17 protein-coding genes are annotated in these 14,884 nt (G+C 51.8%); 3 read left to right on the forward strand and 14 right to left on the reverse strand.

What is annotated here, in order from left to right:
- Positions 1-109: 109 nt before the first annotated feature.
- From ACJJI7_RS06230 to ftsY, 7 genes are all read right to left on the reverse strand, one after another.
- A complete protein-coding gene (locus ACJJI7_RS06230) occupies positions 110-988 on the reverse strand; it encodes an outer membrane beta-barrel protein (RefSeq protein WP_020413996.1) in 879 nt (292 codons plus the stop codon).
- Between the two features lie 475 nt (positions 989-1,463).
- Positions 1,464-2,255, reverse strand: a complete 792-nt coding sequence (gene trmB, locus ACJJI7_RS06235; RefSeq protein ID WP_282952095.1) for a tRNA (guanosine(46)-N7)-methyltransferase TrmB — start codon at positions 2,253-2,255, stop codon at positions 1,464-1,466.
- An 88-nt stretch (positions 2,256-2,343) separates the two neighbouring features.
- Complete coding sequence (locus tag ACJJI7_RS06240) at positions 2,344-2,721, reverse strand: DUF423 domain-containing protein (protein ID WP_444902454.1); 378 nt, start codon at positions 2,719-2,721, stop codon at positions 2,344-2,346.
- Between the two features lie 111 nt (positions 2,722-2,832).
- On the reverse strand, positions 2,833-3,687 hold the full coding sequence (gene rpoH / locus ACJJI7_RS06245; RefSeq protein WP_020413993.1) for an RNA polymerase sigma factor RpoH: 855 nt from the start codon (positions 3,685-3,687) through the stop codon (positions 2,833-2,835).
- A 223-nt stretch (positions 3,688-3,910) separates the two neighbouring features.
- The gene (gene ftsX, locus ACJJI7_RS06250) at positions 3,911-4,924 is read right to left on the reverse strand and encodes a permease-like cell division protein FtsX (RefSeq protein WP_444902453.1); all 1,014 of its coding nucleotides are present in this window, start codon (positions 4,922-4,924) and stop codon (positions 3,911-3,913) included.
- The gene (ftsE, locus tag ACJJI7_RS06255; RefSeq protein WP_444902452.1) at positions 4,905-5,591 is read right to left on the reverse strand and encodes a cell division ATP-binding protein FtsE; all 687 of its coding nucleotides are present in this window, start codon (positions 5,589-5,591) and stop codon (positions 4,905-4,907) included. The genes ftsX and ftsE overlap by 20 nt, the downstream gene beginning before the upstream one ends.
- 34 nt (positions 5,592-5,625) lie before the next feature.
- The gene (ftsY, locus tag ACJJI7_RS06260) at positions 5,626-6,654 is read right to left on the reverse strand and encodes a signal recognition particle-docking protein FtsY (protein WP_211214942.1); all 1,029 of its coding nucleotides are present in this window, start codon (positions 6,652-6,654) and stop codon (positions 5,626-5,628) included.
- Between the two features lie 373 nt (positions 6,655-7,027).
- On the opposite strand from ftsY, the gene rsmD reads away from it, so the two are divergent.
- The 3 genes from rsmD (at position 7,028) to ggt (ending at position 9,990) form a co-directional block, all read left to right on the forward strand.
- Positions 7,028-7,630: a 16S rRNA (guanine(966)-N(2))-methyltransferase RsmD gene (rsmD, locus tag ACJJI7_RS06265; protein ID WP_444902451.1), complete on the forward strand. Its 603-nt coding sequence runs from the start codon at positions 7,028-7,030 to the stop codon at positions 7,628-7,630.
- Positions 7,631-7,732: 102 nt separating this feature from the next.
- Entirely contained in the window at positions 7,733-8,209 is a 477-nt protein-coding gene (coaD, locus tag ACJJI7_RS06270; RefSeq protein WP_020413988.1) for a pantetheine-phosphate adenylyltransferase, read from the forward strand.
- A 62-nt stretch (positions 8,210-8,271) separates the two neighbouring features.
- Positions 8,272-9,990: a gamma-glutamyltransferase gene (ggt, locus tag ACJJI7_RS06275; protein WP_444902450.1), complete on the forward strand. Its 1,719-nt coding sequence runs from the start codon at positions 8,272-8,274 to the stop codon at positions 9,988-9,990.
- 32 nt (positions 9,991-10,022) lie between these two features.
- Here the strand turns inward: ggt and ACJJI7_RS06280 are convergent, their stop codons facing one another.
- The 7 genes from ACJJI7_RS06280 to radC form a co-directional block, all read right to left on the reverse strand.
- Positions 10,023-11,630, reverse strand: a complete 1,608-nt coding sequence (locus tag ACJJI7_RS06280; protein ID WP_444902449.1) for an amidohydrolase — start codon at positions 11,628-11,630, stop codon at positions 10,023-10,025.
- A 191-nt stretch (positions 11,631-11,821) separates the two neighbouring features.
- On the reverse strand, positions 11,822-12,361 hold the full coding sequence (locus ACJJI7_RS06285; RefSeq protein WP_282952091.1) for a disulfide bond formation protein B: 540 nt from the start codon (positions 12,359-12,361) through the stop codon (positions 11,822-11,824).
- A 24-nt stretch (positions 12,362-12,385) separates the two neighbouring features.
- Complete coding sequence (locus ACJJI7_RS06290) at positions 12,386-12,538, reverse strand: DUF5993 family protein (protein WP_282953647.1); 153 nt, start codon at positions 12,536-12,538, stop codon at positions 12,386-12,388.
- A 77-nt stretch (positions 12,539-12,615) separates the two neighbouring features.
- Entirely contained in the window at positions 12,616-13,431 is an 816-nt protein-coding gene (gene mutM, locus ACJJI7_RS06295) for a bifunctional DNA-formamidopyrimidine glycosylase/DNA-(apurinic or apyrimidinic site) lyase (RefSeq protein WP_020413984.1), read from the reverse strand.
- 96 nt (positions 13,432-13,527) lie between these two features.
- Positions 13,528-13,683, reverse strand: coding sequence for a 50S ribosomal protein L33 (rpmG, locus tag ACJJI7_RS06300; RefSeq protein WP_020413983.1), 156 nt, complete (start codon positions 13,681-13,683; stop codon positions 13,528-13,530).
- A 36-nt stretch (positions 13,684-13,719) separates the two neighbouring features.
- Positions 13,720-13,956 carry a 50S ribosomal protein L28 gene (gene rpmB / locus ACJJI7_RS06305; RefSeq protein ID WP_020413982.1) on the reverse strand — a complete coding sequence of 79 codons (237 nt, stop codon included), beginning with the start codon at positions 13,954-13,956 and terminating at the stop codon, positions 13,720-13,722.
- 215 nt (positions 13,957-14,171) lie between these two features.
- Entirely contained in the window at positions 14,172-14,846 is a 675-nt protein-coding gene (gene radC, locus ACJJI7_RS06310) for a RadC family protein (protein WP_444902448.1), read from the reverse strand.
- Positions 14,847-14,884 lie beyond the last annotated feature (38 nt).

The raw sequence follows: 14,884 nt of genomic DNA on the forward strand, positions 1-14,884 counted from the left end.
GCCCGGATGATGTACCTGAAACCGCCATCACAATGTTACATCACGGGCATCCCTTATCTGGATGGCACCGCGTAAGGCGGTTTTCCAAAAAAGTGGAAACCGCCAGTTTTTAGCTGCGGATACAACCGTATTCATCCACCGCAATACCAATCGGTGTATTCGGACACTGGTCTATATAGGTAGGTACACCATCAAAGTCTGAGTCGATAGGACAACCGTCAGGCCCCACATCCACACCAACTGGTGTCTGTGGACATTGGTCTGTTGCATCAATCACACTGTCGGCATCCTCGTCATACCAAAAATCCGGGTACTCAAGCCACTGATAGCCTACTGCGACACTGGCAAATCCATCCAGGCCACCTTCTTCCACCCCTTGAAAAAGACGTATATCAGCACGTGCCTGCCAACGAGGCCCCAGACTGTACTTCACTCCAATACCCAGATTGACCATAGTCTGGCTATCATGCCAATTGCAAACGTACTTTGGGTAGAGGTGCGTATAAGGGTATTTACGTTTGTACTCACAGTCATACCGATACTTGCCGTCTTTATCCCTGTAATGTTTTTTTGGTGCATCATCGTAGTTAATACGAATTTCGCCAATCCCGAAAGCTACGTAGGGTTGCCAGCAAAAGTCGCCGCAGAACTGGCCACCAAATTGATAAAGCAGATCCAAATGGTAATTGTATACTTCAACCTTTTCAGGAATTTCATCTACATTCACTACAAAGTAATCAACCACTCCCTCCATGGCCCAGTAGTTGGTCATATTGAATCCCAGGCCGCCACCGCCACCAGTGGTGTCCCGCAGTTTTAATCCATGAAAGGGTGTCCCATTTAGTCGGTCACTGTTAAACCAATGTTTACCACCATTGGCGTAGAGATTCAGTGTGCCAACAAAATCAGCAGAGGCCCCTGAACTTGTAAAAAGAAGAGAAAATAAAACGCCATACAAAATTGAAAGAAGCGAGAGACGCTTTCTCATTAGAGACACCGAAATTCCTTTTCGAACCAACCCCCCAAGGCTTTTATTCGAATGGGTACTTAGCAACGAAATCGAATTTATTGGTATATTTTTTAAGTACTCTTAATACGAATTCGTATTTGATGCCTCGCCCAGTATTAGCATCATAGACTGGAAATAGGAAAAGATAGCGATAAGGACAGGAGAGATAACCGATGCCGACGCCAACAATGTAGTGGCATTCATGGCCATTAACAAACAGTACCTTCGGCGGTCCTGAATGCAATATTTTGCCGCTACACAAAACAGTATTGTGCCTGTGAACTGGATAAGTTTTGGCAGGATTGCCTTTTAGAATCTCCGATGTCAGCGAAGATCGGAAACTACCGGGAAAAACTGGCAGATAATTTTGTAGAGACTGCGATATTTCAAAACTGATCACTGGTGGAACGGGTAATATCACCAGTGATCATACTCTCGCTCTAAGTACTAGAGACTATTCTCCACCGGGACCATAAGTGGAACTGACTTCACTCTCTATGCTAGCCACTCGCTGAGCGGGAGCTTCACCGGGCAAACGCCGATACACCAAATCCCAAACACCATGGCCCAGGCGCTGGCCTCGACGTTCGAATTTGGTTTCCGGGCGCCACTCGGGCCGCGCAACATAGTCATTGCTGGCAGATGTATTTTCTAACAACTGCTCCGCCTGGAGTACTTCCAACATATGCTCGGCATAGTTCTGCCAGTCTGTCGCCATATGCATCAGCCCGGCGGTTCTTAGTTTGGCACAAATCAAGCGTACAAATTCTGGCTGCACAATGCGACGCTTGTGATGCTTTTTCTTGTGCCAAGGGTCGGGAAAATATAATTGGAACCTGTCCACGATACCCTCACCGATGCAATCATTGAGAACGTCTACTGCATCAGCCATATAAACACGCAGGTTTTCCAGCCCAGCTTTACCGGCACTATTAATCAACCTGCCGACACCGGGAGGGTGCACCTCGATACCAATAAAATTCTTGTCGGGCTCCGCCTGTGCCATCGCGAACAGGGAGTCCCCCATACCAAAACCAATTTCCAGAACCAGCGGGGCCTCGCGCCCGAAAACTTCACTCGGATTGATAGGACCATCAAACAGGGACAAGCCAAACTGCCCCCAGTAGGTATCAAAAGCGCGGCGCTGCCCTTCAGTCATTCGCCCTGCGCGGATCACGTAACTACGGATGGACTTTTTCTTGTACTCGGTGCGGTAGGGGAACTCTCCCGCGGATTCGTCTTGCATTCTTCACGACCTCTTATGCGAAACGGTTTTCTTATATTCGGGTATTGGGATAAATTGGGCGCCGACTCAAAAATGAATCTGGTCCCGATTATTTGGAGAAATTTGCAGCGGCAATTAACAATGCAATCCAACCGGCAATCATCAGGGTCCCACCAACTGGTGTGACAGGCCCCAGCCACCGCGGCCCTCCAAGGGCGAGGGCGTAGAGACTGCCGGAAAAAAACACTACGCCAAATACAAAGAAAGCTCCGCTCAGGGTGAGTGACAAGTGCACCCCCCTGCTCTGGATTAACAGAGCCACGCCAAGCAATGCCAAGGCATGGAGCATCTGGTACTGCACTCCAGTCTTGTAGGCCTCCAATAGGTTCTCTGTCACCTTATCGCGCAGGCCGTGGGCGCCGAAGGCACCCAGGGCAACACCGCTGGCGCCGAACAGTGCGGCGAGCACCAGGTAAAGTTTTGCCATTATTTATCCCTCAACAGTTTCCTTCCTGGTTAGACTCAGGAAATCGATAAATACGGAAATAAAAAAACCGCGCAACTGCGCGGTTTTCTACCGAATGACAAAGATACGGGTTCAGGCCTCCATGGCCGCCCGCACTTTCTTCATGGCATTCTTTTCCAGCTGGCGGATACGCTCAGCGGAAACACCATACTTGTCAGCCAATTCATGCAGCGTGGACTTCTCCTCACTCAACCAGCGTGCCTGGATAATATCGCGGCTGCGCTCATCCAGTTGCTCCATAGCATGGGCGAGGCTACTGAGGTTGGTTTCCTGCCAGTTATCACGCTCCAGCTGGGCGGCTGGGTCAAAACTGCGATCTTCCAGGTAATGCGCCGGTGCCTGCCAGGCAGTATCGTCATCGTCATCTACACCTGCATCGAATGCGGCATCATAAGCAGCGAGACGGCCTTCCATCTCATGGACCTGGGCAACATCCACGTTTAAGTCTTTTGCCACAGCCTTGGCTTCATCATTGCTGAGCCAAGCCAATTTCTTCTTTTGGCCACGCAGGTTAAAGAAGAGCTTGCGCTGCGCCTTGGTGGTGGCGATCTTCACAATACGCCAATTGCGCAGGATAAATTCGTGGATCTCGGCTTTGATCCAGTGAACCGCGAACGAAACCAGGCGCACACCCTTTTCAGGGTTAAAGCGCTTGACGGCTTTCATCAGGCCAACATTACCTTCCTGAACCAGATCGGCCTGATTAAGGCCATAACCGGAGTAGGACTTGGCAATATGCACTACAAAGCGCAGGTGGGACATCACCAGCTGGCGAGCGGCATTAATATCTTCACGATAGTAGAGGTCTTCTGCCAGGCGCTTTTCCTCTTCGGCAGTCAGTACATCAAAGCTACTGACCGTCTGGATATAAGCTCCCAGGTTGGCGCCCGGAGACAGCGTATGCACTGGCTGTAGGCTGGTTCCCATTCAGGTTTCTCCTCTCTTTATTAGTCGACCGGCTCCACCGGCCGCTGTCGTCGAATACTGTTTCCGGCGACAAGCTGGGCTCAGTGTAGCACTTGCACAGGCGGATAAGAAAGTCCGCCGCCAATTGCCGTATTCCGCTGTATTTCGGGCAATTAGAGGGCCGAACAACCCCTGGGGTTCCCACTGCTGCTGCAGCTTTACGATTCTTTATGGAACTAACCAGTCAAGTGGGTTCGATAGCCCGAATATGCCGGGTTGCCGCCAGCCAGGCACCCAACAATCCCAAGAGGACAGCGCCAGCGGTCAGCCCTAAAAAGTAGCTGAATCCAGGGCCTGCCAGAGCGTAGTTACTTCCATAACTGGAAGAAAGGCCTGCAATTGGCCCCGACAACAGCAGTACGCCACCCAGTAACAGCAACCAGGCCAACAACCCGCCACAAAAACCATAGCAGAGCCCGCTGTAGAGAAAGGGCCTGCGCACAAAGGCATTGGTACCGCCCACCAGCTTTGCCACCAGAATCTCCTCGCGGCGGCTCTCGATATGTAGACGAATGGTATTGACTACCACCAGGATCACCCCCAGTGCCAACAGGACCGCAAGCCCAGCGGAGAGGCGCTGCCCCAGCTCAGTAAGCTGGGTAAGACGCTGCACCCAAGCTAAATCTAACACTACGGAATCAGTCAGGGCCTGTTGCTGCAAGTTCGCCACCAATATCTGCAACTTGTCATTATCCTGGGTATCCCGTGGGCGCAATAACAATACCGCTGGTAGAGGGTTCGCATCGAGTCCCGCCAGCACATCACCGAGCCCCGATGCCTGCTCAAACTCAGCCAGGGCCTCTTCCGGGGAGATATAAGTCACTTCGGCTACTGCCGGATCGCTGCGCAGTTTTGCAGCAAAAGATTCCACAGCAGCGTCCCGCGCACCCTTATGCAGGAAAACTGAAATTTGCGGTTGTCCATCCCAACCAGCTACGGCGCGCTGAAAATTCGCTAGCCCCAGCTGCAGGGCAGCAGGTAGGGCTAAAGCTATCGCTATCACCAGTGCAGTCATGATACTAGCCATGGGGGTAGCAAAAAAACGCCGTAGGGATTCCAGCGCCACCTCTCTATGATGGCCGAGCCAGCTGCGCCACAAATCGCCAAAATCGGTACGGGCTGCTACTGCCCCGGTACTGCGTGTACGTTTTTCAGCACTGGGATTCTGGCGCTGTGACCTAGACTGGGTTTGCTTCACGGCTCGGAACTCCGTCATAAATCAACTGGCCAGCCTGCAGCGTCAATACTCGCCGACGCATTCGTGCGATCAATTCCAGGTCGTGACTCGCCACCATTACAGTAACGCCCACTGTATTAAAATCCGCGAACAACTGCATAATTTCCTGGGATAGTTGCGGATCAAGGTTACCGGTCGGCTCATCGGCTACCAGGATGGCTGGTTTGTTCACTACGGCACGGGCTATGCCAACACGCTGCTGTTCACCACCAGACAACATAATGGGGTTTTGCTTTTCCTTGTGCAGGAGGCCCACCTTGTCCAGCGCAGCGCGTACCCGGCGGCCCAGTTCGCGCCTATTACAACCGGCAACTGATAGGGGCAGGGCAATATTGTCAAACACACTGCGATCAAAGAGAAGTTGGTGGTTTTGGAATACGATGCCCAGGTTGCGGCGATAGTAGGGAACCTGACTATTACGCAGTCGATTGAGGTTTTGCCCGGCAACTAGGATAGTCCCCTTGGTGGGGCGCTCTATAGCAGTAACCAATCTCAGTAGGGTACTTTTGCCTGCACCGGAGTGACCGGTGAGGAACACCATATCCCCGCGGGGAATTTCCAGGCTGATACGCACCAGGGCATCTTGCCCCGATGCATAACGCTTGTTCACATTGTCAAAGGTGATCACGGTTTCTAATTCTTGTTATTCCCTGTGAGGAAAGTCAGGCGGTATCGCGGCCGAACAGTGCCGAAACGAACTCACGTGCCCGGAAAGGCTGAAGATCTTCCGCCTGTTCCCCCACACCGATAAAGCGTACCGGGATGCCGAAACGGCGTGCCAGGGCAAATATCACCCCACCTTTGGCCGTGCCATCTAATTTGGTGAGAACCAGCCCGGTAACACCAGCCGCCTCACGGAATTGGGAGGCCTGATTGATTGCATTCTGGCCCGTACCGGCATCGAGTACCAACAGCACTTCATGGGGAGCACTGGGGTCCAGTTTGCCCATCACCCGGCGGACCTTGGCCAGCTCATCCATCAAGTTAGATTTGGTATGCAACCGGCCGGCAGTGTCTGCAATAACTACATCGATGCCGCGGGCCTGAGCTGACTGGACCGCATCAAAGATAACTGATGCGCTGTCTGCACCGGTATGTTGAGCGACAACTGGGACATCGTGGCGCTGGCCCCAAACCTGCAACTGCTCCACAGCAGCAGCGCGGAAGGTATCGCCTGCGGCGAGCATGACCGACTTACCCTCACCGAGAAAGCGATGCGCCAACTTACCAATGGTCGTGGTCTTGCCAACACCATTAACTCCCACCACCAGAATCACATACGGCTTCTTGCCAGTATCAATCATCAGCGGCGCATCGACACTCTCAAGCAGTTCCGCCAGCTCCTGCTGCAGGGCTTGGTACAGGGCATCACCATCGGCAAGCTCGCGACGGGACACGCGCTCAGTCAGGCGCTCAACAATCTCACTGGTAGCCTCAACACCCACATCTGCCATCAGCAACTGGGTTTCCAGCTCTTCAAGTAAATCCTCATCGATTTCCTTGGCACCAAGAAACAGATTGCCCATTCCCTCAACGAACTGATTGCTGGTACGGCTGAGTCCACGGCGAATGCGAGCAAAAAAGCCCTCTTTCTTTTTCTCAACAGGTTTTTCCTGAACCTGTGCAGGTTTCGCTACCGGCTCTGGTACCCGCTCGACAGCGGCTACTTGCTCCGCAACAACCTGCTGCAGCTTGGGTTCAACTTCAGCTTTTTTCTCCGTGACTTCTGCGGGCTTTTGTTCCGCAGTTGATTGTTCGGGAGCTGTGACAGGTTCCTCTCGCCCTACAGCGGTAGGCTTTTCTTCAACTGGGGGAGACACATATCCCGCTACTTGAGCACCGGTTTCCGAAGTCGAAGGCTCTTTATGGCCTGAGGACTCTTGCTCACTGGAAAGCTCCCCAGAAGCAGCAGCAACTTCCGCATGCTCCTGCTGGGACTCGCTTTGTTCAGGTTTGCGCTTTTTCTTTTTACGCAGGAAATCAAAGATCATTCGTGTATCCGGGTGTACCGCTTGCAGAAAGACGCTAATCTTAGCATCGCTAAGCCCACAGTAGAGAGTTCCCTTGGCCAGAAGTTCATCACGCAAGCCCACCCCACAACCTCTTTCCCAACTTCGCATCATCGGAGGGCAGTGGCGCGGACGCAAACTGCAGTTCGCACCAGTAGAGGGACTGAGGCCCACGGGCGATCGACTGCGTGAAACCCTATTCAACTGGCTGCAGTTTTATCTGCCAACCGCTCACTGCCTGGATCTATTCGCCGGTTCCGGAGCCCTTGGCCTGGAGGCCTTGTCCCGCGGCGCTGCCTCAGTGGATTTTGTCGAGCTGAATCCCCATGCGGCACGCACCCTCAAGCAGCAACTGCAGTTGCTGGGCGCACAGAGAGCCCAGGTGTATAACTGCGAGGCAGCCGATTTCCTTGCGAGTAGTGATAAGCAATACGATATTGTCTTTATTGACCCGCCGTTTGCCAAAGACCTGTGGCAGGAGAGCTTGAGCGCCCTTGAGGGCCATCTATCTGCGGAGGCATTGATATATATTGAAACCCCTCACAACACGCCTCCCCCAGTATTGCCAAACTGGCAATTAATCAAAGAAAAACGTGCTGGGCAGGTTTGTATGCGTCTATATAGCGATAGCAGCACTAAACAACGCTCAACTGAATAGCGAGGAGCCAGCGAAATTATATGAATGCATTCGGTTTTGAGCCTTAGCCGTAAATTGTTTACCATTCGCATCCCTTTCGGCCCGCACTAAAAGCCTTGGCGTATGAAAAAAGTCGTCTATCCCGGAACGTTTGATCCAATCACCAATGGCCATCTAGACCTGGTGGAACGGGCCTGCCGCCTGTTTGACCACGTTATCGTTGCTGTGGCCGCCAGCAGTCGCAAAAACCCCTTGTTCACTTTGGATGAGAGGGTAGAGCTGTCCCAGAAGGTACTCGGCCACCTGCCCAATGTGGAAGTTATCGGCTTTGATATTCTGCTGGCCGACCTAGTTCGCCAAGTAGATGCCTACGGCGTACTACGTGGCCTGCGTGCAGTATCCGACTTCGAATACGAGTTCCAGCTGGCAAATATGAACCGGCAGCTGGCGCCGAATATGGAAAGCCTGTTCCTAACACCGGCGGAACATCTTTCCTACATTTCCTCATCTCTGGTGAGAGAAATTGCCTCTTTGAACGGTGATGTCACCAAGTTTGTTCCACCGGCAGTACAGAGCGCACTCCAGGAGAAATTCCGCTAAGCCCGGACCTGGTTATTTCTGGTACACTCAAGCGGATTTTTCCACAATCCGCGGAGTGTGCTGTGCGCTACCTTCTCCTCGCCTTTGCCGTCTTAATGACCCCAGCAATAGCCGACGAGCCGCAACCGGAGATCGATACCGGTCGCAGTGCGATCAAGTCGGCCACAGCCAACACCTATATGGCGGTTACCGCCAATCCACATGCCAGTCGCGCAGCTGAGCAGGTTCTCGCCCAAGGAGGTACCGCTGTGGATGCTGCTATAGCCGCACAAATGGTATTGGGGCTTGTGGAGCCTCAGTCATCAGGTATTGGTGGCGGTGCCTTCATGCTCAGTTATGACGCCGACGACAAAGAACTCCAATACTACGATGGTCGCGAGACAGCGCCCGCTGCAGTCGATGAACATTACTTTATGCACGAGGGTAAGCCCCGCTCATTTATCCGAGCGGTTATTGGTGGCTACTCAGTAGGTGTACCCGGCGTTATCCGCATGCTGGAAATGGCACACAAGCGCGATGGCAAACTCCCATGGGAATCCCTGTTCCAGCCCGCTATCGACTTAGCCGAAAATGGATTTGAGATTTCCCCTCGTCTGCACCAGCTCCTGCTCAGGCTTCCGAGCGTTGCCGCCAGGCCGGCTATCGCCAACTACTTCTTCGACAGTGATGGAAAGCCTCTGCCTGTGGGGCACAAGCTGAAGAACCATGATTACGCCCAGACATTGCGAATGATTGCCAAAGGTGGCTCAGATGCGTTTTATCATGGCGAAATAGCCAAGGCTATTGTAGAGGCAGTAAATAACGACCCGGAAAACCCCGGTCTGCTCAGCCTGGAAGATATGGCTACCTATAAAGCCAAGCAGCGTGAGCCCTTATGCTCACTATTCCTCGAATATCGCGTCTGTGGTGCCGATGCTCCCTCCTCAGGGGGTACCACTGTGGGTGGAATATTGGGCATGCTGCAGCAGTTTCCGCTGGACAAGATGGAGGCTGGCGACGACCTTCTCACCCACCTGTTTATTGAAGCCTCCGAGCTGGCATTTGCCGACCGCAATACCTACTCCGCCGATGCGGATTTTGTCAGTGTGCCGAGCAAGCCCCTGGTCTCTCCCGACTACCTAAGCAGTCGCGCTGCCTTGATTGACCCAGATAGCGCCAACACCGCCAAGCCAGGCAATCCCTCGGCCGGTACTAGCAAGCGCACAATGGCCCAGTCACCGGAGATGCCCAACACCAGTCATCTGGTAGTGGTGGACCGCTACGGCAATGGTGTCAGTATGACGACCAGCATCGAAACGGGGTTTGGATCACGTTTACTGGTGAAGGGATTTCTGCTGAACAACCAATTAACCGACTTTTCCTTCACGCCAAGGGATGCCGATGGGAATCTGGTAGCCAACCGTATCCAAGCCGAAAAAAGACCCCGTTCATCCATGTCACCCACTATCGTATTCAACAAGGACGGCAGTATGCGCCTGCTGGTTGGCTCCCCCGGTGGATCCCGCATCATCGACTATACAGCTCGAACCATTCTCTATCATTTGGGTCTGGATATGCCGATCGCAGACGCTATAGCCGCCGGTAATATTGGCGCTATCGGCCGGCGCGTGGAACTGGAACCGGGGTTTTTCAGCAGTGAAACTGTAGAAAAGCTGAAGGCACGCGGACATCAGGTAGTCGAGCGCAATCTCAATAGCGGCATTCATGCAATTGCCCTAAAGGATAAAAAACTCCATGGCGGCGCTGACCCCCGTCGTGAGGGGAGCGCCCTGGGGCACTGATCTCAGGTGGGATACTTAAAAGCCTCTGCACATCAGGGGCTTTTTTCATTGGGCAATTTATCGCTACCAAATTCATAAACCAGCCGCCCCTTGTAATAAGTCCGCAGGATATTGGCTTTGTGGATTTCACTTACAGGAATCTGGAATAGATTACGATCCAGCACAATAAAATCCGCCCACTTATCCTTTTCCAGACTGCCTGTTTCCGATTCCAGCCCATGGGCATAGGCTCCATTTATAGTAAAAGTCTCAAGCATCACCTCCAGAGGGATATTGCGCTCTACCCCGGATTGAATCCCAAACAGTGGACTACTCTCCCTACCTGAAGACAATACATACCCAGAAACCAAAGTAACGCCTTCCGGAAAAAAATGTTTACTATTTTCTACATTGAAATTTTTTTTCTGTAGCGGAATTTTGCTCGGATGAACTACCGCTACAATTTTACCCTTTGCAAATTTCTGTAATTCATCGGCATCGGCAATCGTGGCATTGAAGATACTGTTACGCGGGTTTCTTTTTTTGGCCATATCTCCCAGCTGTAAGAGAGCTCCTAAAGCCAACTCAGTGCCAACGCGATTATGCACGTAAAGTTGTACAGGGAAATTATGAATATTTGCTCGCTCTACTAGCTGTATTATTGCCGGTAATTTTCCAGTTTCTGAACTATGGCCAACTGCATTCGGAGAGACAGGGGTACTGATACTGACAGAACCTATACGAAAATCTTCACCGGAATACCGTTTGGTAAGAGCCTGTAGCGTCCTAAACTGTGCTGCTGTCATATCAGGCAAAACAGTAAATGAGCTTCTTACCCGCAAGTCCAATGGTTCTAGATCTGAAAATTTATCCAGAATCGTCATTAATTTTCCACCGCTAACCAAAGGGGTATTGGTCTCATAAAGTGTTGTCACACCCCAACTGGGGGCCAGACTATTTATACGTAAAATATCCTTATGGTAATCTGTCGAACGCTTATCTGGGATCAATTTCTGCAATAGTTCTGTCGCACCTCGGCCACGCAATAAGCCTATTGCGATACCATCCTCATTTTTAGCAATAAATCCATTTAGTGGATTTTTCGTATCGTTATCAATACCGGCGGCAGCGAGCCCTTCGGAATTTGTCCAGATACTCGTTCCGTCAGCAGAAACCAGAATAATAGGAATTAAATCATTTATTTGATCGAGAATTTCTTTATGAATTTTATGGTCTGAAAATGCTTGTGGGCGCCATCCTGAACCAACCACAACCTGTTGATCCGGGTTTTCCTGGATATAAACTTCTACCGCCCGCCGGTAATCATCAACCGTATTTCCCGCGTGCAAATCAATGCCAAATGCCGATCCGGCAATTTTTGCTCCCTGAATAAACCCTGGTAAGATCAGTTTTCCCTGTAGGTTCTCAACCTTTGTATCTGGCCCAATGTATTTTTTTGCACCCTGTTCATCGCCAATGTAAACAATATACCCATCCCTGATAACCATGGCCGAGGCAACGGAACGGGATTTATCCAGTGTATAGATATAAGCATTTTCCAAAATCAGCTGAGCAGGAACTAGGCTGGAACTATTCTGTGGAATAGCTTCACCGCAGGATAGCAAAGAAAAACAATATAAAATCAAAACCAAACGCTTCATACGAGCTTCCTTTTTCAGAGGCACCCCAGTCAATCCACGGAAAGTAATTGGCTTTAAAAATAAGCGGCTCGAAAATATTTTTTTGAAATATATGCAACTGTCTTTTATAGGTAAATGTAACAGCCAGTCCAGCACATATAACCCATGGCACTGTCGTAATTGTAGAAAAGGAGAAGCTTTTATGAGCAAGCTTAAGTCCACAACCAGTGATAGCCAAAAGAGCCACTGGTACAGGGCCCCAGGCCGCACTCAAGAAAAACGCCTATCAGATTAACCATGACGATGGTAAAAAAAGCAGTGGCAACAGATTTTTCCACAAAACTGAAACGACGTGGCGCAAAATTGCGCTGGGAAAATCCTAGCATCATGGCAACCCCTGAATAAGCTAGAAGCCCGAAAAAGGCAACAGCTGACCAGGTATAAAGGTGCAGGCCAAAGAAAGCTTCACCAAAGCCCGGGTTGCCAGGAAGGATATGCAGTAGCACTTGTCGCCCAGCCACAGCTAAACCGGCAAGCCCTGATAGTATGACCATTCCATAATGTACAGGTCGCACACCAAAGCGCAGGTTCATCAGCAGTCCAATACCCACCATAGTAAAAGCCACCCTCTGCAGTAAGCATAGAGGGCAGGGTGGCTGATGGAAAAACAGCTCCACGAGGAAAGCAAACCACAATGCCACTGTAATCAGTAACAGAAGCAGGGCGTCGAACCTTCGCACCGTATACACCATGGCGAGCCCCTTTGAGGCCTATTCTTAGAAGGAAAGGTGTAGCTTAGTAGTCCAATGATATGCGAACCAGGCAAGATAAATTGCCAAGGTCACGAGCCACCAGCCAATTGCCGCCCGCGGGTGTCCACTCCAGATGTACCATGCTGACAGTAAGGTGGTGATAAATGGCAATAACATTACCACGGACTATCTCCGTAGACGGCGATAGCTTGATATTAGTATTGCCGTAGACAGTTCCCCAGATTTACTGCAAATTAACGCTGGCAGCTGGAACAGAAGAAAGTGTTTCTCTGGCCCAAAACCATGTCCCGCACCGCTCGTCCACACGAGGGACAAGGCTCACCTGCACGGCCATAAACATTGAGCTGCTGGGCGAAATAGCCCGGCTTTCCATCGCCTCCAATGAAATCCCGCAAGGTCGTTCCACCCTGGGCGATTGCCTGACTCAGAACCTGCTTTATGGATTTGGCCATGCGCTGGTATCGGGCTTTGGAGATGGAACCGGCCTGTCGGTCGGGGCGAACCCCCGCTAGGTATAGGGATTCACTAGCGTAAATATTGCCCACCCCCACAACGATACGGCCATCCATAATGAAGGTTTTAACCGACTGCTTACGCTTTCGCGAAGCTTCAAACAAATAGTCACCACAAAATTCTTCTGAGAGAGGCTCGGGACCCAGGTGGCTGAGCAAATCATGAGTCAGTGGGTCCGCCGCCGTCCACAATAGGGCACCAAAACGGCGAGGGTCGCGGTAACGCAGTGTGAGACCGCTATCCAGGCGCCAGTCGATATGATCATGCTTTTCCGGTGCCAGTGCAGGCTCAACCATACGCAGACTGCCAGACATCCCTAGGTGCCAGATAGCGCAGCCTTTGTCAGTATGCACCAGTAGGTACTTAGCCCGGCGCTCCAGCTTCAGTATTCGGGCATTTCGGATACGACGTTCAAAGTCTGCGTCCACAGTCCAGCGCAATTGGTGCTGACGCACCTTTGCGGAGCGAATTTTGTGCCCCTCCAAGTGAGGTTTCAGACCTCTGAGAGTGGTTTCTACTTCCGGGAGCTCTGGCATCGTCTGGAATACCCTGTCTAAACTGGCTGCTCAATTTCCACAACGCACAAAAAAGCCCGGTTAAAACCGGGCTTTCTGTACAGTAGCGGTAGGCAATTACTTAATTTTGCCTTCCTTGTACATCACATGCTTACGTACAACGGGATCGTACTTTTTGATCTCCATCTTCTCGGGCATGTTGCGCTTGTTCTTGGTAGTGGTGTAGAAGTGGCCAGTACCGGCGCTGGAATTCAGACGAATCTTCTCACGCATTGCTCTATCTCCAATCTATTAGCTGGGTTACAGCTGTTACACTTTTTCGCCGCGGGCGCGCAGCTCAGTCAGGACAGCGTCGATACCTTTCTTATCGATAACGCGCATGCCTTTTGCGGAAACACGCAGTTTCACGAAACGCTTCTCGGACTCAACCCAGAAACGGTGACTGTGCAGATTTGGCACGAAGCGACGCTTGGTGCGGTTCTTAGCGTGGGATACATTGTTTCCGGTAACCGGACGCTTACCGGTTACCTGACATACCTTGGACATCTGTTGGCCTCTTCAAAACGCTTGTGCCCGCATAGCGCCAATCCTGAAGAGGAAAAGGTAGTGCGGGAACATAAAAATCGGGATTCTAATCCGGTTCCTGGATGGCGGCGGAACCTGTGCAGAATCTGGCCCGGCCGCAAAGAGCGGCGTTTTATACCAAAAGAGCCCGTAGGGAGCAAGTTTTGTACAGCAGTTCTGCGCCGATCACGGCATCTTTACAGAAGCCCCTGCTCGGCAAAGGATAAAGCCTTGTCCTCACCAACGATTAAGTGATCTAGAACTTTAATATCGACCAGCTCCAAGGCCTGTACCAAGCGCTCAGTGATACATATGTCCGCTTGGCTGGGCTCACAGATGCCAGAGGGGTGATTGTGCGCCAGGATTAGCGCTGCCGCATTGCGATGCAGAGCCGTCTGTACCACCTCACGGGGATAGACACTGGCAGCATTGAGCGTTCCCTCAAACAGCTCCTCAAAAGCAATCACACGATGCTGGGTATCCAGGTACAGGCAGCAGAATACTTCCCGTCGGCGGTGGCGCAGCTGCATCGCTAAATAGTCTCGCACTGCAGCCGGGCTGCACAGTGCGCCCCCTTGGCTCACAGTCTCCGCCAAATGGCGCCTTGCCATTTCCAGCGCCGCTTGCAGCTGGACAAACTTGGCATCCCCCAATCCGCGCGCGCGACAAAACTGGTCCCTATCCACTTCTAGCAGCGCTCGTAGACCGCCGAACTCAGTCAGTAGACTGCGTGCCAAGTCCACCGCCGAAACCCCTGGCAAACCCACACGCAGGAATATGGCCAACAACTCCGCGTCCGACAACGCTGCGGCACCTCGCGCCAACAACTTCTCCCGAGGCCTTTCAGCCTCCGGCCAATCCTTGATTTTCATATCCACTTCCCAGCCTTTCCTGGCAGCCTTTTTCTGTG

Source organism: Microbulbifer variabilis, from assembly GCF_056232115.1.

Bases quoted from the DNA above. Each gene is read 5' to 3' on its own strand.
- ACJJI7_RS06230 (WP_020413996.1), bottom strand. From the start codon at position 988: ATGAGAAAGCGTCTCTCGCTTCTTTCAATTTTGTATGGCGTTTTATTT.
- trmB (WP_282952095.1), bottom strand. From the start codon at position 2,255: ATGCAAGACGAATCCGCGGGAGAGTTCCCCTACCGCACCGAGTACAAG.
- ACJJI7_RS06240 (WP_444902454.1), bottom strand. From the start codon at position 2,721: ATGGCAAAACTTTACCTGGTGCTCGCCGCACTGTTCGGCGCCAGCGGT.
- rpoH (WP_020413993.1), bottom strand. From the start codon at position 3,687: ATGGGAACCAGCCTACAGCCAGTGCATACGCTGTCTCCGGGCGCCAAC.
- coaD (WP_020413988.1), top strand. From the start codon at position 7,733: ATGAAAAAAGTCGTCTATCCCGGAACGTTTGATCCAATCACCAATGGC.
- ACJJI7_RS06280 (WP_444902449.1), bottom strand. From the start codon at position 11,630: ATGAAGCGTTTGGTTTTGATTTTATATTGTTTTTCTTTGCTATCCTGC.
- ACJJI7_RS06285 (WP_282952091.1), bottom strand. From the start codon at position 12,361: ATGGTGTATACGGTGCGAAGGTTCGACGCCCTGCTTCTGTTACTGATT.
- ACJJI7_RS06290 (WP_282953647.1), bottom strand. From the start codon at position 12,538: ATGTTATTGCCATTTATCACCACCTTACTGTCAGCATGGTACATCTGG.
- mutM (WP_020413984.1), bottom strand. From the start codon at position 13,431: ATGCCAGAGCTCCCGGAAGTAGAAACCACTCTCAGAGGTCTGAAACCT.
- rpmG (WP_020413983.1), bottom strand. From the start codon at position 13,683: ATGCGTGAGAAGATTCGTCTGAATTCCAGCGCCGGTACTGGCCACTTC.
- rpmB (WP_020413982.1), bottom strand. From the start codon at position 13,956: ATGTCCAAGGTATGTCAGGTAACCGGTAAGCGTCCGGTTACCGGAAAC.
- radC (WP_444902448.1), bottom strand. From the start codon at position 14,846: ATGAAAATCAAGGATTGGCCGGAGGCTGAAAGGCCTCGGGAGAAGTTG.